This window comes from Nonomuraea sp. NPDC003754, from assembly GCF_053605785.1.
In genome coordinates this window covers 39,711-60,628 of the sequence record NZ_JBSGJX010000038.1, presented here as the reverse complement: position 1 = coordinate 60,628, position 20,918 = coordinate 39,711, and the positions used below count along the sequence as shown (strand labels likewise).

Sequence of the window (20,918 nt, the reverse complement as noted above, 5' to 3'; positions counted from 1 at the left end):
CGGCGGTGGGAGCGGGGCTCGCCCGGGGCCGGTGCACCCCGCGGACTCCATCGATGGCGGACACGGCCGGTCTCACCCGACAATGGGCTGATGCCAGGCGTTGAGACACCTGAGACACCGTGGGGCCGCTGGGAGCCGGCGCCGCTGGAGGAGGTCGTCGCCCTGTTCGGGGCCTCGACGGTGCCGTGGTGGGTGAGCGGCGGCTACGCGATCGAGCTGGCCGTCGGGCGGGCCTTCCGCGAGCACGGGGACGTGGACGTGTCGGTCCTGCGCCGGGACCAGCTCGCGGTACGCCGCCTGCTGGCCGGCTGGGACTGCCACGTGGCCGATCCTCCGGGAACGCTGCGGCCGTGGCCGGTCGGCGAGGTATTGCCGGAGCGGGCGCACGACGTCTGGGTGCGCGCGAGCGCCGGAGGGCCGTGGCGGTTCCAGCTCATGCTGGACGACGCCGAGGGCGAGGAGTGGCTCTACCGGCGCGACCGGAGGATCCGCCGCCCGCTCTCCACGCTGGGGGTTCCTGAGGACGGTTTCCAGCGGATCGCGCCCGAGGTGCAGCTGCTGTACAAGGCCAAGGACACGCGTCCCAAGGACGAGGCCGACTTCGCCGAGGTGCTGCCGCTGCTGACCGGCGAGCAGCGGCGCTGGCTCGACGACGCGCTGGCGATCGCCTTCGGCGCCCACCCGTGGCGGCCTGCCGTCCAGACCGGGGCCGCCCCGCAGGGGACGCGTGCCGTACAGGAGGAGAGACCGTGATCGACCGTGACCGGCTGCGCGCGCTGATGGTGCGCGAGCAGGCCGACTACATCGCCCGCCATTCCGCCTCCCGCAGGGCGTTCGCCGCGGCCGACCACCTGTTCGGCAGGGTGCCCATGACGTGGATGAACAAGCGGGCCGGCGCCTTCCCCCTCTACCTGCGCGGCGCGCGGGGCGCGCGCGTCACCGACCTCGACGGCCACGACTACATCGACTTCGCGCTGGGCGACACCGCCGCGATGGCGGGCCACTCCCCCGCCCCGACGGTGGCCGCGGTCGCCCGGCGCTTCGGCGAGGACGGCGGGGCGAGCACGATGATGCCCACCGAGGACGCCGAATGGGTGGGCGCCGAGCTCACGCGCAGGTTCGGCCTGGCCCTGTGGAGCTTCTCCCTCACCGCGACCGACGCCAACCGGTGGGCGATCAGGATCGTCCGCGCGGTCACCGGACGGCCCAAGATCCTCTTCCACAGCTACTGCTACCACGGCAGCGTGGACGAGTCGCTGATCGTCCGCGGCCCCGACGGCGAGGGCGTCAGCCGCGAGGGCAACGTCGGCGCGCCCGTCGACGTGACGGCGACCAGCAGGGTCGCCGAGTTCAACGACGTCGAGGGCCTCGAGCGGCAGCTCGCGCACGGCGACGTGGCGGCCGTCCTCATGGAGCCGGCGCTGACCAACATCGGGATCGTGCTCCCCGAGCCCGGTTACCTGGAGAAGGTGCGCGAGCTGACCCGCGCGTACGGCACGCTGCTGATCAACGACGAGACCCACACCTTCTCCGCCGGCCCCGGCGGCGCCACCGGGCTGTGGGGCCTCGAACCCGACATGCTGACCATCGGCAAGGCCATCGGCGGCGGCGTGCCCGCGGGCGCGTACGGCATGTCGGCCGAGCTGGCCGAGCGGGTGCTCGCCCGCACCGACCTGGACCTGGTCGACATGGGCGGCGTCGGCGGCACGCTGGCGGGCAACGCGTTGTCGATGGCCGCCGTCCGGGCGACGCTCGGCGAGGTGCTCACCGACGCGGCGTTCGCCCGCATGATCGCGCTGGCCGAGGTCTTCGCCGACGACGTGCGCGCCGTCATCGCCGACGCCGGCCTGCCGTGGAGCATCCAGCGGCTCGGCGCGCGGGCCGAGTACCGGTTCGCCTTCCCCGCTCCGGTCAACGGCACCGCCTCCCGCGCGGCCACCGACGACGAGCTGGACGACTACCTGCACCTCTACCTCGCCAACCGGGGCGTCCTGCTGACGCCGTTCCACAACATGGCGCTCATGTGCCCCGACACGACGCGCGCCGACGTCGACCGGCACGGCGTGCTGTTCCGCGAGGCGGTGGAGGAGCTGGTCGGCTGACGTTCCCCCGCCAGGGGGAGGCGCCTCCCCCAGCCGGGCGAATCGCGGCGGGGCCGCCGGACGCGAAGCTCGTGAGCATGACGCGATGGATGACGTGGGTCCCGTGGGCCGCCGCGGCCGGCGCTGTCGCCTACGGGGCGGTGCAGGCCTCCTGGGCGCTGGGCGACGCACCGTCCTGGGTGCTCGGCTTCGACCTGACCTTCCCCGCGTGGGTGGTGGTCGGGCTCTGCGCCGGCGTCGTGCTCGTGGTGGCGGGGTTGCGCGCCACCGGGGGCCGGCTGCCGCTGGTGCTGGCGGCATGGGCGCTGAGCGCCGCGCTGGTGTCGGCGTCGGCGGTGCTGCTGCTCGACGTCGTCGGCGGCATCCTGCCGGGGCTGGGGCTGCCCCGCGACCTGCCCGCCTTCCTCAGCAGGGCGAGCTGCGCGACCGTCGGGCTGCTGGCGGGCGCCACCGCCCTGTCGTGGCAGCGCCGCCGTACGGCAGGCTGCCTGCGCTGCGTCCGCCTCCCGCGCCTGGAGGCGACCCCTCGCTGGGGTTACGCCGCCGCCTACGCGGCGGTGGCGGGCTGCCTGCTCAGGATCGTCGCCCAGCTGACCATGGGCGTCGCCATCCCCTACGCCGCCAGCCCCTCACTGCTGGTCTTCGAGTTCGGTTTCCTGCTCGCGGGCGTCCTGCTGCCCCTCGCACTGGTGCACGGGTGGGGCAAGGTCTGGCCGCACTGGGTGCCGTTCCTCGCGGGGCGGGGGGTGCCGCGCTGGCTGGTCGTCGGCCCCGGGTTCGCGATCGCGGGCGCGATGCTGGCCTACTTCGGCACCGGCATCACGCAGATGGTGACCGAGACGATCGACGGCACCCTGGAGGAGCCCGCGTTCATGTGGGTGGCCGTCCCCGCCTACGTCGTGTGGGGCGCCGGGCTCGCCGTCGCCTCCGTCTCCTACTACCTGATCACCCGCCCCGCGTGCGCGGCCTGCGGCCGTTGACCGTGCGCACCCGGGACGACAGCGCGCACCGGGACGACAGCGTGCACCCGGGACGTCAGCCGCCCTGGGTGTAGACGGTCCTCCAGCGGGAGCAGCGGCCCGTCGGCCCGGTGGCGGTGCCCCTGCACACCCTGACCCTGATGTGCAGGACACCGCCGACGTCCCGCCGGAAGCCCTTCGTCCCCGGCACGCAGGCGCCGGCGGACGCGGTCCGCCAGCGCCCGTTCTCGCTGCTCATCCCCTTGATCTGGACCCAGGAGCAGCCGGCGCCCCTGGTGTCGGCGAGCGTGCCGGACACGACGAGGCCCGACTGGCCGGCGGCCACCTTGCCGGCGGCCTCGGCGTGGCCGTCGGTGGAGCGGACGGGGCCCCACCTCCAGACGGTGGGATCGGCGGCGGCGGGGACGGCGCCGGAGACGGCGATGACGGCGGCGGCGGTCAGGTCGAGGAGTGTTCTCATGCCTCAAGAGCTACGCCCTCCGACTTGTGCCCGGCTTGGAGCCCCGTTGCACCCAAATGGAGCCGCCCGGCGGGGCGGGCATGGGGGCGGCCCGGCGGAGCGGCCCGGAGGCGGCCCGAGAGGGAGCGGCCCGGAGGAGCTGGCCTGCGGGGCGGCTCGGCGGGCAGGTGGAAACCCGCATGCGGTCGGACGGGAGGTTCTCGTAGGCTGCGGCCGTGCTGCCCGACCTGCCCTGGCCCCCGATGACCCACCGCCACGCCACGGCCGAGCTGGTGCTTGCGGGCTGGACCCCGTGCGGCGTCGGCGACTGGGCGACGGGGTTGCGGTCGCCCGACGGGCTGTGGGTGGCCAGGGTGTGCCCGTTCGACCCGGCCTATGCCGCCTTCCTGGAGCTGTGCCGCCGCCGGCCAGGCAACCCGTACCTGCCGCGCGTCGCCTTCGACTCCCCGCTGGAGGGCGGCGGCACGCTGGCCGTGCTGGAGTTCCTGGCGCCGCTCGAGCCGGCGCGGGCCGAGGAGGTGGCCCGCCGGTGGCGGGAGGGCGGGGGCGACGACCGGCATCTGGCGGAGGTACGGCAGGCGGCCGCCGCCGTCGACGCCGAGTTCCGGGCGCGCACGCCCTGGTGGGACGGCATCGACCTGAACCCCGGCAACGTGCGGCGGGCCCTCGACGGGCGGGTGGCGGTGATCGACGTGTTCTGCATGGACGGCGCCTCCGTCTACGCGCAGGTGCTCGAGGACGCCGGCGTGGTCAGGCGGAAGCTGCCGGGCAGCCGCCACCTCCTCGACATCCCCTACATCGCCCGCGAGAGCACCCCCGACGAGATCCGCGCCCTCCAGGCCGCCTGGTACCGCACACCGTAGGGTCGGCTACGTGGACCTGCTCGTTCGCAACGCCACCCGGCGCGATCGCCCGGGCCGCTGGATGCTGGCCGCCGACCACGGGATCCTCACCGTCGTGGCGCCCGAGGACCGCGACGCCCCCGGCGGCGCCACCACGGTGATCGACGCCGAGGGCAACCTGGTGACCGAGCCGTTCGCCGACGCCCACCTGCACCTGTGCAAGGTCCACACGCTCGACCTGGCGGGCTCGCGGGCGCTGGAGGCGTACACCGGGGGCTCGATGGGCGCGGCGATGGCGGCGATCGAGGCCGCCGCCGCGGTCAAGCGCGACCAGACGGCCGCCGCCGTCGCCGAGCGGGCCCGGCGGGCTCTCACGGAGTCGGTACGGCACGGCGTCCGGGCCGTGCAGGCGTTCGCCGACGTGGACCCCGACGCCGGACTCACCGGGGTGGAGGCGCTGCTGGCGCTGCGGGAGGAGTTCCGCGACCGGGTCGAGGTGCGCGTCGTCGCCTTCCCTCAGGACGGCCTGCTGCGCCGGCCCGGCACCGAGGAGCTGGTCTCGGAGGCGGTACGGCTGGGCGCCGACGTCGTGGGCGGCATCCCGTGGATCGAGTACACCGACGCCGACGCCGCCGAGCATGTGCGCCGCATGGTCGAGCTGGCCCGCCGTACGGGCAGGCGGGTGGCGATGCTGGTCGACGACGCCGGCGATCCGGGCCTGCGCACGACCGAGATGCTCGCCTCGGCATTGCTGTCCACCGGGGTGCGCGGCAGCGCGCAGCACGCCCGCGCGATGGCGCTGTATCCCGAGCCCTACCTGCGCCGGCTGATGGGGCTGTGCCGGGCGGCCGGCCTGGGCTTCGTCAGCGACCCGCACACCGGGCCGCTCCACCTGCCGGTCTTCGCCCTCGCCGACGCGGGGCTGCCGGTGGCGCTCGGCCAGGACGACATCGAGGACGCCTACTACCCCTTCGGCCGGCACAACCTGCTGGAGGTCGCGTTCCTGGCCGCCCACCTGCTGGACGCCCGCGCCGACGCCGACCTCGACCGGCTGTACGACATGGTGAGCCTGGAGGCGGCCCGCGTGCTGGGCCGTCCCGTCCACCGGCTCGTCCCGGGAGCGCCGGCGGACCTGGTGGTCCTGGAGGGCCGGACGGTACGGCAGGCCCTGGCCCTGCACGCCCCGCCGCGACACGTCGTCGTGGGCGGTCGGGTGGTCGCGAGTACGCGCACGCGGACGGAGTTCTCGCCCCCCGCCCGTTGACAGGCATACCAACCAAGCGCATGCTTCGTTCGGCGCCCGGGCGCGAGGTGCCGGTCAAGGATCAGCCTCACGTCGAAGGGATGCGCCATGCCCGCGGACCACACCCCCCAGCCCGCACCACGGCACACCAGGCGGCAGGTGTTACGCGGCGCCGCGGGAGCCGTCCTCACCACCGGTGTCCTGGGTGGTCTCGACGGCACCGCCCACGCGGCCGTCGCGGACTACGACGTCGTCGTGGTCGGCTCCGGCGCCGCCGGGATGACCGCGGCGCTGCGGGCGGCCAAGCGGGGGCTGCGGACGGTGGTGATCGAGAAGGCGCCGACGTTCGGCGGCTCGGCGGCGCGTTCGGGAGCGGGCATCTGGATCCCGAACAACGAGGTCATCCTGGCCGCCGGGGTGCCCGACACGCCCGCCAAGGCGGCCACCTACCTCGAGGCCGTGGTGGGCGGCGGCGTGCCGGCCGACCGCCGGGCCGCGTTCCTGTCCGCCGGGCCTGCCATGATCTCCTTCGTCACGCGCAACAGCCCGCTGCGCTTCCGCTGGATGGAGGGCTACTCCGACTACTATCCCGAGCTGCCCGGCGGGATGCCGAACGGCCGCTCCATCGAGCCCGACCAGCTCGACGGCAGGGTCCTCGGCCCCGAGCTGGCCCACCTGAACCCCTCCTACATCCCCACGCCGCCCGGCCTGGTCGTCTTCAGCGCCGACTACAAGTGGCTCACGCTGGCCGCGGTCAGCCTCAAGGGCGCAGCCGTCTCCGCCGAGTGCGTCGCCAGGTACACCGCCGCCAAGCTGCGCGGCGAGATCCCGCTCACGATGGGCCAGGCGCTGGCCGGCGGCCTGCGCGCGGGACTGATGGCCGCCGGCGTGCCGGTGTGGCTGAACACCCCGCTGCTGGACCTGCGCTTCGACGGGGACGGCCGGGCCACCGGCGTGCTCGTGTCGCAGAACGGCACGCAGGTGCTGGTCAGGGCCGCGCGCGGGGTCATCATCGGCTCCGGCGGCTTCGAGCACGACCTGGCCATGCGCACGGAGTTCCAGCGGCAGCCCATCGGCACGGACTGGACCGTCGGCGCCAAGGAGAACACCGGCGACGGCATCCGGGCCGGCCGCCGCGCCGGCGCCGCCCTCGACCTGATGGACGACGCCTGGTGGGGCCCGGCGATCCCGCTGCCCGGCGAGCCGTACTTCTGCCTGGCCGAGCGCACGCTTCCCGGCTGCATCCTGGTCAACGGGGACGGCGTGCGCTTCGTCAACGAGGGCGCGCCGTACAGCGACGTCGTGCACGTCATGTACGACCGCAACGCCACAGGCCCGCACATCCCGGCGTGGCTGATCACCGACCAGAACTACCGCAACCGCTACCTGTTCAAGGACGTCGCGCCGACGCTGCCGTTCCCCGACTCCTGGTACGCCGCGGGCGCCGTTCACAAGGCGTGGACGATCGGCGACCTGGCGACGAGGATCGGCGTCCCTGCCGCCGCGCTGCGCCAGACGGTCACCAGGTTCAACGGCTTCGCGATGACGGGCAAGGACCTCGACTTCCGCCGCGGCGACAGCGTCTACGACCACTACTACACCGACCCCGCCGTGGCGCCGAACTCCTGCCTGGCGCCGCTCTGGCTGCCGCCGTTCTACGCCTTCAAGATCGTCCCGGGCGATCTCGGGACCAAGGGCGGGATGCGGACCGACGCGCGGGCGCGCGTCCTGCGCGCGGACGGGTCGGTCATCCCCGGCCTGTACGCCGCGGGCAACGCCAGCGGAGCGGTGATGGGCAACAGCTACGCCGGCGCCGGCTCGACGCTCGGCCCGGCGATGACGTTCGGCTACGTGGCGGCCGACGACATCGCCGGCGCCTGACGCGCGGCGGCCTCCCACCGGTCAGGCCGAGGTGGGCTCCCACCGGTGACGCCGAGGTGGGCTCCCACCGGTCACGCCGAGGTGGGCTCCCACCGGTCACGCCGAGGCGTGGCGGGCACCCGCCCCTCACGCCGAGGTCTGGGGGCGCCCCTCACACGTTGGCCTGGCGGGCGCCCGCCCGTCAGGCCGAGGCGCGGCCGTGCAGGACCAGCGCCCAGACCAGCAGGCCGAAGGCCGGAAGGCTGGTGAGCACGCGGACCATGTTGAACGTGGCCCACCTGGCCTCGTCGAACCGCCGGCGCACCGCGGCCACGTCGATCCGGTCGGGATGCCCTGCCGCCTTGATGGCGTCGTTGCGCGGCACGTTCACCCCGACCGTGATGACGAACGTCACGACGTACAGCACGAGCGCGACCACGATCCACGGGAAGGCCGGCCGGCCGATCTGGGTGACGGCGGCGGCGACGGTGAACAGCAGGGCGCCGAAGAAGCCGCCGCCGATGAACCACGGATTGATGATCGCCCGGTCGATGGCCTGGAAGGCGCCGACGAAGGTGCGGTCGTCGGTCTTCCCGAGCCCCGGCATGATGGTGTGCGCGTAGAGCACGAACGCGCTCGCCGACATTCCCATCGACAACGTCGCGGCGATCAGTGACAGCGTGCGCAGTACGTCCATCGGACACTCCCAACAGGCGAGAAACGGGCCGGCACGGCCCGCGGAAGCGAAGGTAGCGGACAAATCCCATCGCGCGCGGCGCGAGCCGGACGGTAGCGTTCTCCGGTGCCCGAACTCCAGCGCCTGCGCCCCGACCACGTCCCCGCCGTCCTCGCGTTCGAGCTCGAGAACCGGGCCTACTTCGCCGCGTCGGTGCCCGATCGTGGCGACGACTACTTCGCCGAGTTCGACGCCCGGCTCAGCGCCCTGCTCGCCGAGCAGGCCGCCGGCATCTGCCACTTCCACGTGCTGGTGGACGGCGACGCGGTGGTGGGGCGCGTCAACCTGGTCGACGTGGAGGACGGCGCCGCCGAGCTCGGCTACCGCATCGCCGAGAAGGCCGCCGGGCGTGGCCTGGCCACCGCCGCCGTCCGCCGGATCTGCGAGCTGGCGGCCACGGAGTACGGCCTGACCGAGCTGTGGGCTGTCACGACGCTGGACAACACCGGATCGCGGACCGTGCTCACCCGCGCCGGATTCGTTCCCGCCGGCGAGACGGTGCTGGAGGGCCGGCCCGGCGTGCGCTACGCCCGCGCGCTGACTGACACCGCCTCCTGACCGGGGCGGTGCGGGAGGCCGGGGCTGCCGGTCGTGCCCGGCAGCCCCCAGGACCTCAGTGGGCCTTCGGCAGCGCGTCGATGAGCTTCTTCGGCGCCGGCTCGAGGGATTCCTCGAGCGCGGGAACGTCCTCGCTGCGCGTGACCAGGTCAGCGGGCGGCGGCTCGACCGTCACCTTGGCGCCCCAGCCGGTGAAACGCACGTCCGCGCTGACGTCCAGCCGGCGGTCGGAGAGCCGCTGGTCGGCAAGCATGGTGGTCAGGCGGGTCACCCTGCCCTTGTCGTCGAACCAGAGCGCCCAGGCGATCTTCACGCCGTTCCGGGAGCCGAAGGGCCGGCCCGGGATCTTGCGGATGTCGATGGCGCCCTCGGCGGAACGGGAGCTGACGGAGGAGGCGGTGGCGAGCAGCGCCTTCAGCGCCCCTGGCTGGAAGAGATCGACCGTGAGGTCCGCGGGGCGGGACTCGCCGGGAATGTCGCGCACCCACTTCTTGTCCAGCGGCAGCATGCCGATCAGCTCGCCGCCGGAGGTGTAGCTCACGCCCTTGGCCCTGATGACGAGCGTCGGGAAGCGGAAGTCCGCCTGGAGGCTTTCGGCGCTGTCGGGCGCGTAGACGCTGGTCGTCTCGTCGGTGTCGACCTGCCATCCCTTGCGGAAGCCGGCGACGCGCTCGGTGCGGATGGTGGCCAGCCGCTTGCCGTCCAGCGCGATGCGGGTGATCAGGGAGACGTTGACGCCCTTGCCGGGAGCCACCTGGGCCTGAAGCGCCTTGACCGGGTCGGCCTTGGGCGCTGCCTGCGCCGGCGGAGCGGCGACGAGCGCGGCACCCGTGGTGAGGGCGAGGCCGACGATGATCCTCTTCATGCGATTTCCTTCAACATCTGGAGGGAGGAGGAGCATCCTGCCAAAAGAAGATCACGGCCCCGTCTCGACCAGCGGCGGGCCCCCGCTACGGGTGGTGCCAGGGGATGACCACGGGCTCGGCGGGCAGGTCGCCCTGGAGGAGGCGTTCCAGCAGGTCGGCCAGGTTGAGCGGGATCACGCGCTCGGCGGTGGCGCGCAACTCGGCCACGCTCCACCACCGGTGGGTGCCGAACAGGGAGCGTTCGAGGTCCTCCATGCCGGAGGTGTCCACCGTGAACTCCGGGACGCGGAGGAAGAAGAAGGAGTCGTCGGCGTGGACGCGCACGCCGTCGTTCCGGACCCAGGGGCCGGAGCTGACCGCCACCACCGGGCCGACCGCTTCGGGGACGACCGTGTGCCCGGTCTCCTCGCGCAGTTCTCTGGCGGCGGCCACGGCCAGGTCCTCGCCCGGCCGGACACCGCCGCCCGGAGTGAACCAGGCGTGGCCGGAGTTCTTCGTCAATCCCCGCCCGTGGTACAGCAGGATCCTGTCGCGGTCGTCGACGAGGAGGACGCGGGCGGAGGGACGCGATATCGCTTCAGGCACGGGCGCGAGCATAGGGAGACCCGGCGGGCCTGTCATCGCCTTTTCCGGCGACCGCGAGACGGGCCGGGAGCGTCACCGCTGTTCGTCCGGGCCGCGGTCGCGGATACGGGCTCGTACGACGTCGGGGTACCACTGGGTGAAGCGAACGGCGCCGACGATCGCCGCGATCTGGATGATCCAGCCGGTCCAGATGTTGTCCGGGTCGCGCAGGACGAGGTCCCCGAAGAGGCCCGCGATCGCCGCGACCAAGAAGGCCAGCCCCCAGACGCCGGTGATCACATAGTTGGTGCGGAGGAAGACGGGCGAGTTCCAGTAGGCGCGGTCGACCTTCTCGCGGGCGTACTGCAGGGTGAAGGGCCGCCGCGCCGCCATCGACCCGAACGCGATCAGGGTCAGGGCGATGTTCGACATCTCGCCCGCGTACGTCTCCAGCCAGCGGCGCGTGTCCTCGCTCGCCGCCCCGCCCACCATGGCCGTGACGGCGAAGAACAGCACGGTGGCGACTTCGAGGAGCTTCCAGGAACTGCCCGGCCTGGCGATGCGGGCGGCCACGATCAGGAAGAGGGAGGCGGCCAGCGCCAGCATCACCGCCGACTCGAACCGCCCCGGGCCGACGAGCACGGAGAAGATGATCCACGGGGCCATGCCGACGGCCGGATTGTCCAGGACGCCGGTCGGTTTCCCGCGAGCCTGGGCGTTCATGGGCGCGCCTTACGTCACGGGTTCCTCACTGCCAGTGTGCCTTCCCCGTTCGGCCGCCGGCCAGGGGGATGCGCCCCGCGACGGCACCCGCCGCGCCTCCGGTGATGGTGTCAGGCGCCCGGTCAGAGCCGGTCGAGGATCTGGCGCAGCTGGTCCACCTCGGCCTGCTGGGTCGACGCGATGGTCCTGGCCAGTTCCCTGGCCTCGGGGTTGACGCCCCGAGCCTGCTCGGCCTCGGCCATCTCGATCGCGCCCTTGTGGTGAGCGATCATCAGCTGGCCGAACAGCTTGTCGAAGGCGGCGCCCTCGGCGGCCTCGAGCCGCTTCATGTCGTCGGCGGACATGATGCCCGGCATGTCGTGGTGCATGCCGTCCGAGGGCATGGGCCGGCCCCAGGCCCCCAGCCAGCTCCGCATGCTCTGGATCTCCGGCTCCTGGGCCGCCTTGATCCTGGCGGCCAGCTCCTTGACCTCGGGGTCGGCCGCGCGGGTCTCGGCCAGCTCGGCCATCTCCACGGCCTGCTCGTGATGCGGGATCATCATCTGCGCGAACATCACGTCGGCCTCGTCGAAGGCGGCGCCGGGCTGCGCGGTGGCCGTGGTGGCGACCGCGCCCGGCGCCGCGGCGGGCCCTTCCGGTCCGGCCGTCGCGGTGCCGCAGGCGGCGACGAGCAGCGTCGTCGCGGCGCCCACGGCGAGCCGCAGCCGCCGGGCGCCCGATCGGTCGGTGGACATCATGGCTGGGTGCCTCCTGGTGATCGGTGTGCACACAAACCGGAAAACTCCTCACATATCACTATGAGCCATAGTAAGAAGGAGCTGCCAGAAGGAGCTATCCAGGCCAAGCCTTACGACTATGGGTAGTAGCTATCCGACGCCCCAGCGCACCCAGTACTGGAGCGCTCCGGCGACCAGTTGCACCGCCATCGCGGCGGCGAGCAACCCCATGACCCGCGTCACCAGGTTGAGCCCGTTGTCCTTGAGCAGCCGCCCGATGAGCGAGGAGAAGCGCAGCGTGAGCCAGGTGATCGCCAGAGCGGCCACCATGGCCAGGACGACGGCCAGCGTGGCCGGCCCGCTGTCGGCCTTCTCCATGTAGAGCATGGTGGCCGCGATCGCGCCCGGCCCGGCCAGCAGGGGCGTGCCCAGGGGCACGAAGGCGACGGCGCCGCTCTCGGCCCTGGCCCGGTCGCGGGCACAGTCCGCCTTGAGCAGGTCGAGCGCGATGAGACCCAGCAGCGCACCGCCCGCGACCTGCAACGCCTGCAGGGAGATGCCGAGCGCGTCGAGCAGCCGGTCGCCGAGCACGGCGAAGACGGCGACGATGCCGGCCGCGACCAGCACCGAGATCCTGGCGGTACGGCGCCGCGCCGCCGGCGTCTGGGCGCGGGTGAGGGTGAGGAACACCGGGATGGCGGCGAGCGGATCGAAGATGACCAGAAGCGTGACGAAGGCCTGGACGAACAGGGCGGTGGACATGAGACGACCCCACGGGTGAAAGGGAGGATCCCGCCCGCCGTCAGGAAGCCTCGGCGGGCAGGCTGGACCAGGTCGCCGCCCACTCGCAGGGCACGGTCCAGCGCAGCCACACCGCCACGCCACGCCGTCCGTCGATCATGCCCGCCGTAACCGCGGGGCTCTCCGAGCTATTCCGTCAGTCAGCGCCCGGATGGCCATCCGGGTGGCCACTGGACCAAACTTGACCTGCGCGAGCCTGACTGGAGGGTTTACTACTTCGTATAGTTATTTTGTCGGATCGACGCAAGCTGCGAACGCCCGGCGGCCCGACAGGGGTGGACATGTCCGACAGTTTCCCCGTGATGCCGGACATGTCCACCCGGTTTTCGCCTATATACCCCCCACCCGTATATGATGCGGACGTGACCTCTCCGGAACGACGCCTCGTCGAGCACCTCACCCGCTGGCTCGGCGGCTGGCCGGCCACCACCGGCCTCGACATCATCGCCGAGCCCGGGCGCGCGCTCCCCGGCTGGGACGGCCTGCTCCACCCCGTCCTGGGCGTGGCCGGACCGGCGGGCGGAGTCCTCTCGGTCCCCCCTGCGCATGCCGAGACGATCGCCGCGCGGTACGCCGAGAACCAGGACCTGGCACACTTCGGCCCCCTGGTCCCCGCGATGGCGGGCTTTCCCGAGCGCGGCTGGTTCACCGCCGTCTACCGCTGGACGGCGCGCCCCGCGCCGCTGGCCGACGCCGGTGTCTGGGTGCCCGCCCAGGACCCCGCCGTGCCGGAGTGGCTGCGCCCCTTCAACGGCGACGTGCTGGTCGCCCACGACCCGGAGACCGGCGAGCATCTGGCCGGCGTGGGGATCAAGCGGCACGACGACTACGGCCGCGAGCTCGCCGTCGTGACCGCTCCCGCCGCTCGCGGCCGCGGCCTGGCCCGCGGGCTGGTCGCGCAGGCGGCCCGCCGCGTCCTGGACGAGGGCGGGATCCCCACCTACATGCACAGCCCGGACAACCTCGCCTCCGCCGCCGTGGCGGAGGCGGCCGGGTTCGCCGACGCCGGCTGGACCGCCTTCGGCGCCACCGAACAGGCGACGCAGCAGAAGACCGCCGGCTGACGCTCCCCGCACCGCGGGGAAGGCAGGCCGGCTATCCCACCGCTGGGTCGGTGACAGCGTGGCGCCGGACGGGCTCGTCGTCGTCATGGTCGTGCCCGCGGCGGGCCGAGGCCAGCGCCGCCAGCGCGGTGGTGATGGGCACCGCGGCGATCAGGCCGAGGGTGCCCACCACGGCCCGGACGATCTCCTGGGCCATCATCGGGTTGGTCACGGTCTCGCCCAGCGGCTGGTCGCCGATGCTGATCAGCAGGAGCAGCGGCAGCGAGGCGCCCGCGTAGGCCAGGATGATCGTGTTGATCACGGAGGCGATGTGGGCGCGGCCGACCCGGGCGGCGGCCCGGTACAGCCGCCTGGCGGTGAAGGCCGGGTTGGCGTGGGCCAGCTCCGCCACCGTGACGGCCTGTGTGACGGTGACGTCGTCGAGCACGCCGAGCGTGCCGATCAGGATGCTGGCCAGGAGCAGCCCCTGGGTGTTGATCCCATGGCCGGTGTCCAGGTAGAACGAGCTCTCGTCGGTGATCCCGTTCAGCTCCGCGAGGCCGATGGCGGCGTAGGCCAGCGCGCCGGTCAGCGCCAGGCTGGTCAGCGTGCCCACGATCGCGATCGACGTGCTGACGGTGAAGCCGTGCGTCAGGTACAGCACGGCCAGCATGATCGCGGCGGCGCCGACGACGGCCACGAGCAGCGGAGGCCGGCCGTCCAGGATGGCGGGGATCACGAAGAGCAGCAGCAGCGCGAAGGTGATGGCCAGGCCGACCAGCGCGCTGAGCCCGCGCCAGCGTCCGAAGGCCAGGACGGCCAGCGCGAACGCCGCCCCCGTCAGCCACAACGCCGAGGAACGATCGTGGTCGGAGATCCGGTACGGCGAGGCGTCCAGCGTCTCCTCCGGCGTGTAGATCACCACCACGGAGTCGCCCGCCGCGAACGTCTGTGCCCCCGGCCCGCTCGGCAGAGGCGTCGCGACGATCTGGCCGCGCTGGCTGCCGGTGGTCAACTCGATGCTCGCGGTGCCGCAGGTCCGCGGGTCGGCCGGCGGTCGGTCCTCGGCCGCCACGCCGTCCGGCGCCGGTTCCCTGGGGCACGGCTTCGGCGTGATGGCGATGACGGTGGCGTGCATCCGTTCCAGACCGGCGGGTTGGGGCACGTCCGCCTGCCGCCGGTCGGGCCACAGCCACAGCAGCGCCACCACGGTGGCGAGCGCGAGCGGGATGATGACCGCCAGCGTCGCGACCACTGTGGTGCGGGAACTGCTCGCGACCGAGCCGTGATGGTGGTTGGCACCCACGAACGCGATCTCCTCGGGTGACGAGCGGAGGGGTTTCCGCGGCAGACGGCTACCGCCGCGCTGGGGTCGGCGGCGGCAGGCCCCGATTCCATCAGAGAAGGCCACGGGACCCAAACCGCCACCGGGCGGTCCGCCCGTCCCGCTCATCACTTCCGCGGTGTCGACGAGCCGTCCTTCTGTCGTCTTCGTCACAGCGCGCGCGATCGCCGCGAGGACAACCCGAGAGGGGGAAGGAAACCGTCATGCCCGACCGATATCCCACCGCCGCCCGGCAGGTGGTCCGGTGCCGCCATCGGCCGATCGGCTGCCAGGGGGTGTCCTGATGAGCACGACGGACAGGCGATCCGCCGTCCCGGCCACGGGCCGCGGCCGTTCCACGGGCGGCCGGCGGATCGTCGCGGCGCTGTCGGTCACCCAGACCATCGGCTACGGCGTGCTCTACTACGCCTTCTCGGTGTTCCTGGGGCCCATGACCGCCGCGCTCGACGCGAGCGGAGCGCAGGTCACCGCCGCGCTCACCGCCGCGGTGCTGACCACGGCGCTGTGCGCGCCGCTGGTCGGCAGGTGGCTGGACGCCCACGGCGGACGCGCCCTGATGACCGCCGGATCGGTGCTCGGCACGCTCGCCGTCCTGGCCTGGTCCCAGGTGACCTCCCTGCCCCAGCTGTACGGGGTGTTCCTGGCGATCGGCGTCGCCTCGGCGATGGTGCTGTACGAGCCGGCGTTCGCGGTCATCGTCAACTGGTTCGACGGCAACGGCCGCGCCAACGCGCTGCTCGCGCTCACCATCGTCGCCGGATTCGCCTCCGCGGTCTTCCTGCCGCTCACCGGCCTGCTGGTCGACCGGTACGGCTGGCGCCAGGCGCTGGTCGTCCTGGCCATCGGCTACGGCGTGACCGCGATCCCGCTGCACGCCTGCGTGGTCCGCCGCCGCGCCGACCCGGCCGCGGCGGCGCGACCGCCCGCGCAACGCGCCGACCTGGTCAGGGCGGCGGTGCGGGGCCGGCCGTTCTGGCTGCTCGTGGCCGCCTTCACCGCCCACAGCGGGGCCGTGGCGACGATCGCGGTCCTGCTCGTCACCTACCTCGTCCGTCTCGGCCATCCGCCGGTGTTCGCCGCCACCGTCGCGGGGCTGCTGGGCGTGCTGTCGGTGACCGGCCGCCTGGTCACCACCGGGCTGCGCCGCCGCTGGTCCGCCGCGCCGGTGGCCGCCGCGGTCTTCACCCTGCAAGGCGTGGGAGCGCTCCTGCTGCCCCTCGCCGGCCGGACCGTCGCGGGCGCGATCGGCTGCGTGCTGCTGTTCGGGCTGGGGTTCGGCGTCGGCACCATCACCCTGCCCCACCTGCTCGCCGAGCGGTACGGCACCGCCGCCTACGCCACCCTGTCCGGCCGCGTCGCGATGTTCTCCGTCGCCGACCGGGCGGCCGCCCCGCTGGCCGCCATGGCCCTGGCCCAGGCGGCCGGCTACGGCTGGGTGATGGCCGCCGTGGCGCTGGCGTGCGCGACCGCGGCGTTGGCCCTGCTCGCCTACCACCGCCGCTGACCGGCGCGAGGTCCGGACGAGGTGCTGCCGTCCGAGCCCCGGCGGGGAGGGACACCAGGAGTGTTCAGCGAAGCATGGGTCACTCCAGGTTGGTGTGGCGGGCGCGCAGGGCCCGCGGCGGTTCCGACCGCCGAGTCCGGACCCGGTTCGTGACCAGGTCGGCCAGCACGAGCAGGGCGATCTCGTAGGCGCTCCCCATGGGCAGCACGGAGGTCGAGGCACGATCGTCGGCCATGGTCTGCGCGGTGACGCGGACGACGCGATCGGCCTGCCCGGCCGGCGGGCGCTCGGGCTGGGCCGTCAGGTAGAGCACGCGGGCGCCCGCGTGCCCGGCCACGCCGGCCAGCGCCGCGACCGTGGACAGCTCCCCGGGACCGCAGGAGAGCACGACCAGGTCGCCCTCCCCCACCGCCGGGCAGGTCATCTCCCCGACGTAGTGCGCGTCGAGCCCCGCGTGGAAGAGCCGCATCACCAGGCCGCGCAGAACCAGCCCCTCCCTGCCCGGCGCGTAGCAGGCGATCCGCCGGGCGGCGAGCAACTCCTCGGCGATCGCGTCGAGCTCGGTCCCTGGCACGCTCCCGACCGCGGCGGCGATCTCCTCCATGGCCTGTGCGGCGTCGTCGGCGAGCCGGCTGTCAGTCGTCATCGCGACCTCCTCGAGCGGCGCCGCTGATCCGGTGAACGAAGCGGTGATCAGCGGAAACTCTGTCCCAAGAATCATTCTGCTGTTCGTGCTTCTCCTGCGGCGCGCCGCCGCGTGCCGTACTGGGCGGATCTACCGTGAGCGCCAGGGCCGACGTGATCGGGGGATGCACGTGCCACAGAAGACAGAGGAAGTTCCGCCCGCCCGCTTCGTCCGGAGCGGTCCGTTGCCGCCCCATCGCGACATCGTGTTCTCCCAGCGCCTGGCTCTGGCCACCGTTCTCGTGCTCGCCATGGCCGCGGGTGTCGGCGGCTGGCTGGGCTCGGCGTCGGCCAGGCAGCCCGCGCTCCCCGCGCCGGCCGCGGCGCCGCGCGCCGTGGTCACCGTCACCGCCTCGCCGCACGCCCAGGCGAGGAGCACGGCGTCGCCCGCTCCGACCCCGTCCGCGACTCCCGCCGCCAGGAAGCCGGAACCGCGCACGAAGGAGGAGAGCATGCGCGCGCGGCAGCGGCTGCTGCTGCAGACCGCCACCCGGCGCGAGCTCACGAAGGGGTTCTGCGCCGCTTTCACCGGCCTGCGGCGCGACTACTGCTGGGAGTTGCTCCTGAGGCGCTGATCACCTCGGGGGGCGGGCCGTGCTGTTCCTGACCACGAGCCGGGTCGGGACCAGGTCGGTGCCGGGCTCGGCGGCACGGCCTTCGCGGATCTGGCGCAGCACCCGCTGCACGCATCTCCTGCCCACCTCGGCAAAGTCCTGGTGGACCGTGGTCAGGGGCGGGACGAAGTGGGCGGCGTCGGGGATGTCGTCGAAGCCGACCACGCTGATCTGGTCGGGGATCGCCCGGCCGCGCTCGTGGAAGGCGCGCAGCAGCCCGAGGGCCATCTGGTCGTTGGCGGCGAACACCGCGGTGCAGCCGGGTTCGCCGGCGAGGCGGAGACCGGCGCCGTAGCCGGACTCCGCCGACCAGTCGCCGTGCAGGGGCGGAGGGACCGGCCGGCCCGCCGCTTCGAGCGCGCCGCGCCAGGCCTGGGCGCGGCGCTGGCCGGCGTAGGACGTCCGCGGCCCGGTGACGTGCCAGACGGTCCGGTGTCCGAGGTCGAGCAGGTGGTGGACGGCCCGCCGCGCCCCGTCGGCCTGGTCGGTGTCGACCACGCTGTAGCGGTCTCCGGCGTCGGAGTCCACGACGACGACGTGCACACCGGGCGGCAGGCTCACGGTCCCCGCGTCCAGCAGATGGATCCCCATGATGACGATGACCGCGTCGACGGCCAGCTCCCCCATCCGGGTGAACGCCCCGAGCACGTTGTCCTGGGTCGGCACGTCGATGGGGATCAGCGTGATGGCGTAGCCCTCGGCCGCCGCGTGCGTGGCGATGGCCTCCACCGTGCGGCTGTTGCCGGTCGACGCCAGGTCGAAGAGGATGACCCCGATGGTGTTGAACCGGCCGTACCGCAGCGCGCGGGCCGCGCTGTTGGGCCGGTAGCCCAGCTCCCGCATCGCCGCCAGCACCTGCTCGCGGGTCGACCCGATGACGCCGGGATGGCCGTTGGAGACCCGGGAGACGGTCTGCGCCGAGACGCCCGCCAGCTTGGCGACGTCCGCCATGGAGACGCGCTGCTTGCGGCGGCCGCCCGGGATGCCCGACCCGCCACGCTGGACACCACCGGTGGGCGTGGCGCCCCCGTCCATAGCCTCACCCCTTGCCTGCCCCCGGCCGATGCTCTACCGTACCGCACCAAGTTTACGTAAACATCACCCTGAGGAAATCTCTGACTCCTCTGCGTCGCCATCGATCGCGGTGATGTCGACGTCGCGGGCGGCCGGCCTTCTCATGGCGGTTCGCCGGTCAGGAGGCGGGCACCGGCTCGTGCGGCCGGCGCAGGACGCACACCTGGCGGGGGGCCAGGGTGAGGCCAGGGGCGAGGCAGGGGGCCTGCACCACCTCGCCCGCCACGTCGCCCACGGCGACGCTCCGGTCGGTGCGGTTGATGAGGAACCAGTAGTCGGCGTCGCCGCCGGTGCGGATCGCCAGCTCCACCGCTCCGGCGACCGCTGCCGGGAGTTCGGGGCGCACCCCGCTGAAGGCGAGAAGCCGGGACAGCACCGGGCCCAGGCCCTCGGGCCCCAGCCTGGTCGAGACGTAGGACGCCGAGCCCGGCCCGACGGGCCGCGTGGTCACGGCGGGCCGTCCCGCGTGGTCGCCGGACGCGTACGAGGCGACGATCTCGACATCCGGCGCGACGACGTCGATCCGATCGGTCCACAGCGTGCCGGACACGCCCAGATCGAGGTCGACGCGGTCGCCCTCCAGCAGCGGCCCGAACTCCTCGATCCGGATGCCGAGCAGATCCCGCAAGGGGCCGGGATAGCCGCCGAGCCAGACGTGGTCGTTCTCGTCCACGATGCCGGAGAAGTAGGTGGTGACGAGATGGCCGCCGCCGGCGACGAACCCGTTCAGGCGCTCGGCCAGCTCTGCCGGCACGACGTGCAGGATCGGGGCGACCACCAGGTCGTAGTGCGAGAAGGAGTCGCCGGAGGAGATGACGTCGACCCGCACGCCGGCCGCGGCGAAGGCCGAGTACCAGTCGAGGGCCTCCTGGCGGTAGCGCAGCCGCGAGGTGGGATGGGAGTCCAGCTCGCCGGCCCACCAGGAGTCCCAGTCGAAGACGATCGCGGCCGCGGCCCGCCGGCGGCGCGTCCCGGCGACCGGCGCGAGCGCCCGAAGCGTCGCGCCGAGATCGACGACCGACCGGAAGACCTCGCTGTCGGTGCCGGCGTGGGGAACCATCGCCGAGTGGTACTTCTCGGCTCCCGCCGCCGACTGCCGCCACTGGAAGAAGCACACGGCGTCCGCCCCGTACGCCACATGGGTCAGCGAGTCGCGGGCCAGGCCCCCCGGCTTCTTGGCCAGGTTGACGGGCTGCCAGTTGACCGCGCTGGTCGAGTGTTCCATCAGGAACCAGGGCCGTCCCCCGGCGAGCGAACCGGTGAGATTGGCCGAGAACGACAGCTCGTCCTGCGCCTGCGGTCCGGTCAGCAGGTAGTGGTCGTTGGACACGAAGTCCACCTCGGGCGCCCAGTCGGCGTAGTTCATGCCGCTGGTGTCACCCATGACCATGAAGTTCGTGGTGACCGGGATCCGCGGCGTCAGCTCCCTCAGCACGCTCCGCTCGGCCCGCAGGTAGTCCTTGAGCGCGTCGGAGGAGAAGCGTTTGAAGTCGAGCTGCTGGGTCGGGTTCGGGTAGGAGGCGGCCAGCCGAGGGGGCAGGATCTCCGCCCAGTCGCCGTACCCCTGGGACCAGAACGCCGTCGCCCACGCCCGGTTCAGCTCCTCGATCGTGCCGTACCTGTCGCGCAGCCAGATCCGGAAGGCCGCCGCCGCGTCGTCGGAGAAGTCGTAGACGTTGTGGCAGCCGAGCTCGTTGGAGACGTGCCAGGCGGCCAGGGCCGGATGCGTTCCGTATCTTTCCGCCATGGCGCGGACCAGGCGCAGGGCGTGCTCGCGGAAGATCGGCGACGTCGGGCGCCAGTGCTGGCGCGCGCCCTGCCACAGCGTGCGGCCGTCACGGTCGACGGGGAGGATCTCCGGATGCCTGGTGGTCAGCCACGGCGGCGGGGACGCGGTCGCGGTGGCCAGGTCCACGGCGATGTCGTGGGCATGGAGCAGATCCATCACCTCGTCCAGCCACTCGAAGGTCCACACGTCCTGGCGGGGCTGGAGCCGCGCCCACGAGAAGATGGCCAGCGAGACGATGTTCACCCCGGCCCGGCGCATCGCCCTGACGTCCTCCTCCCACACCTCCCTGGGCCACTGCTCGGGGTTGTAGTCGGCACCGAAGGCCAAGCGTCCGCGCGAGCTGTCCGAAGGCCAGCGAAGCCAGCCCGGCCTGGACTCGTCATTGATCGTCACAACCACTCCTGCCCGGTCACC

The 20,918-nt window shown here is 73.1% G+C and carries 21 protein-coding genes; 10 read left to right on the top strand and 11 right to left on the bottom strand.

The window, feature by feature from the left end:
- Positions 1-90 precede the first annotated feature (90 nt).
- The 3 genes from ACWEVS_RS35330 (at position 91) to ACWEVS_RS35320 (ending at position 3,082) form a co-directional block, all read left to right on the top strand.
- Positions 91-753, top strand: coding sequence for a nucleotidyltransferase domain-containing protein (locus ACWEVS_RS35330; RefSeq protein WP_452555053.1), 663 nt, complete (start codon positions 91-93; stop codon positions 751-753).
- Positions 750-2,102, top strand: coding sequence for a transaminase (locus tag ACWEVS_RS35325; RefSeq protein WP_452416820.1), 1,353 nt, complete (start codon positions 750-752; stop codon positions 2,100-2,102). The genes ACWEVS_RS35330 and ACWEVS_RS35325 overlap by 4 nt, the downstream gene beginning before the upstream one ends.
- Positions 2,103-2,179: 77 nt before the next feature.
- Positions 2,180-3,082, top strand: a complete 903-nt coding sequence (locus ACWEVS_RS35320; protein ID WP_452555051.1) for a hypothetical protein — start codon at positions 2,180-2,182, stop codon at positions 3,080-3,082.
- 55 nt (positions 3,083-3,137) lie between these two features.
- Here the strand turns inward: ACWEVS_RS35320 and ACWEVS_RS35315 are convergent, their stop codons facing one another.
- Entirely contained in the window at positions 3,138-3,542 is a 405-nt protein-coding gene (locus tag ACWEVS_RS35315; protein ID WP_452555049.1) for a hypothetical protein, read from the bottom strand.
- A 215-nt stretch (positions 3,543-3,757) separates the two neighbouring features.
- Here ACWEVS_RS35315 and ACWEVS_RS35310 point away from each other — a divergent pair, with 215 nt between their 5' ends.
- The 3 genes from ACWEVS_RS35310 to kstD all read left to right on the top strand — a co-directional run bounded on the left by ACWEVS_RS35310 (position 3,758) and on the right by kstD (position 7,508).
- Complete coding sequence (locus ACWEVS_RS35310) at positions 3,758-4,405, top strand: hypothetical protein (protein ID WP_452555047.1); 648 nt, start codon at positions 3,758-3,760, stop codon at positions 4,403-4,405.
- Between the two features lie 10 nt (positions 4,406-4,415).
- Positions 4,416-5,648: an amidohydrolase family protein gene (locus ACWEVS_RS35305; protein ID WP_449926968.1), complete on the top strand. Its 1,233-nt coding sequence runs from the start codon at positions 4,416-4,418 to the stop codon at positions 5,646-5,648.
- A gap of 87 nt (positions 5,649-5,735) precedes the next feature.
- Positions 5,736-7,508 carry a 3-oxosteroid 1-dehydrogenase gene (gene kstD, locus ACWEVS_RS35300; protein ID WP_452555045.1) on the top strand — a complete coding sequence of 591 codons (1,773 nt, stop codon included), beginning with the start codon at positions 5,736-5,738 and terminating at the stop codon, positions 7,506-7,508.
- Positions 7,509-7,689: 181 nt separating this feature from the next.
- Here kstD and ACWEVS_RS35295 read toward each other — a convergent pair whose 3' ends face one another.
- Complete coding sequence (locus ACWEVS_RS35295) at positions 7,690-8,184, bottom strand: anthrone oxygenase family protein (protein WP_452555043.1); 495 nt, start codon at positions 8,182-8,184, stop codon at positions 7,690-7,692.
- 105 nt (positions 8,185-8,289) lie between these two features.
- Here ACWEVS_RS35295 and ACWEVS_RS35290 point away from each other — a divergent pair, with 105 nt between their 5' ends.
- On the top strand, positions 8,290-8,781 hold the full coding sequence (locus tag ACWEVS_RS35290) for a GNAT family N-acetyltransferase (protein ID WP_452555041.1): 492 nt from the start codon (positions 8,290-8,292) through the stop codon (positions 8,779-8,781).
- Positions 8,782-8,836: 55 nt separating this feature from the next.
- On the opposite strand, the gene ACWEVS_RS35285 is transcribed toward ACWEVS_RS35290, so the two are convergent.
- The 5 genes from ACWEVS_RS35285 to ACWEVS_RS35265 all read right to left on the bottom strand — a co-directional run bounded on the left by ACWEVS_RS35285 (position 8,837) and on the right by ACWEVS_RS35265 (position 12,412).
- Positions 8,837-9,646 (bottom strand): hypothetical protein, encoded by an 810-nt coding sequence (locus ACWEVS_RS35285; RefSeq protein ID WP_449926977.1) that lies wholly within the window; start codon positions 9,644-9,646, stop codon positions 8,837-8,839.
- Between the two features lie 85 nt (positions 9,647-9,731).
- The gene (locus ACWEVS_RS35280) at positions 9,732-10,232 is read right to left on the bottom strand and encodes an NUDIX hydrolase (protein WP_449926980.1); all 501 of its coding nucleotides are present in this window, start codon (positions 10,230-10,232) and stop codon (positions 9,732-9,734) included.
- A gap of 72 nt (positions 10,233-10,304) precedes the next feature.
- Positions 10,305-10,934, bottom strand: a complete 630-nt coding sequence (locus ACWEVS_RS35275) for a hypothetical protein (protein WP_452555039.1) — start codon at positions 10,932-10,934, stop codon at positions 10,305-10,307.
- Positions 10,935-11,056: 122 nt separating this feature from the next.
- The gene (locus tag ACWEVS_RS35270; RefSeq protein WP_449926985.1) at positions 11,057-11,671 is read right to left on the bottom strand and encodes a DUF305 domain-containing protein; all 615 of its coding nucleotides are present in this window, start codon (positions 11,669-11,671) and stop codon (positions 11,057-11,059) included.
- Between the two features lie 129 nt (positions 11,672-11,800).
- Complete coding sequence (locus tag ACWEVS_RS35265; RefSeq protein ID WP_449926988.1) at positions 11,801-12,412, bottom strand: MarC family protein; 612 nt, start codon at positions 12,410-12,412, stop codon at positions 11,801-11,803.
- 401 nt (positions 12,413-12,813) lie between these two features.
- Here ACWEVS_RS35265 and ACWEVS_RS35260 point away from each other — a divergent pair, with 401 nt between their 5' ends.
- Entirely contained in the window at positions 12,814-13,515 is a 702-nt protein-coding gene (locus ACWEVS_RS35260; protein ID WP_452555037.1) for a GNAT family N-acetyltransferase, read from the top strand.
- 31 nt (positions 13,516-13,546) lie between these two features.
- Here ACWEVS_RS35260 and ACWEVS_RS35255 read toward each other — a convergent pair whose 3' ends face one another.
- Positions 13,547-14,800, bottom strand: coding sequence for a YibE/F family protein (locus ACWEVS_RS35255; RefSeq protein WP_452555035.1), 1,254 nt, complete (start codon positions 14,798-14,800; stop codon positions 13,547-13,549).
- A 322-nt stretch (positions 14,801-15,122) separates the two neighbouring features.
- On the opposite strand from ACWEVS_RS35255, the gene ACWEVS_RS35250 reads away from it, so the two are divergent.
- Positions 15,123-16,343, top strand: coding sequence for an MFS transporter (locus tag ACWEVS_RS35250; RefSeq protein WP_452555033.1), 1,221 nt, complete (start codon positions 15,123-15,125; stop codon positions 16,341-16,343).
- Between the two features lie 79 nt (positions 16,344-16,422).
- Here ACWEVS_RS35250 and ACWEVS_RS35245 read toward each other — a convergent pair whose 3' ends face one another.
- Positions 16,423-16,989, bottom strand: a complete 567-nt coding sequence (locus ACWEVS_RS35245) for a hypothetical protein (RefSeq protein WP_452555031.1) — start codon at positions 16,987-16,989, stop codon at positions 16,423-16,425.
- A 244-nt stretch (positions 16,990-17,233) separates the two neighbouring features.
- Between ACWEVS_RS35245 and ACWEVS_RS35240 the strand changes: the two genes are divergently transcribed.
- A complete protein-coding gene (locus ACWEVS_RS35240; protein ID WP_452555029.1) occupies positions 17,234-17,602 on the top strand; it encodes a hypothetical protein in 369 nt (122 codons plus the stop codon).
- Here the strand turns inward: ACWEVS_RS35240 and ACWEVS_RS35235 are convergent, their stop codons facing one another.
- Together ACWEVS_RS35235 and ACWEVS_RS35230 are read right to left on the bottom strand one after the other, a co-directional pair.
- Positions 17,603-18,676, bottom strand: coding sequence for a LacI family DNA-binding transcriptional regulator (locus ACWEVS_RS35235; RefSeq protein WP_452555027.1), 1,074 nt, complete (start codon positions 18,674-18,676; stop codon positions 17,603-17,605).
- A 157-nt stretch (positions 18,677-18,833) separates the two neighbouring features.
- On the bottom strand, positions 18,834-20,897 hold the full coding sequence (locus ACWEVS_RS35230) for a beta-galactosidase (RefSeq protein ID WP_452555025.1): 2,064 nt from the start codon (positions 20,895-20,897) through the stop codon (positions 18,834-18,836).
- Positions 20,898-20,918: the final 21 nt, after the last annotated feature.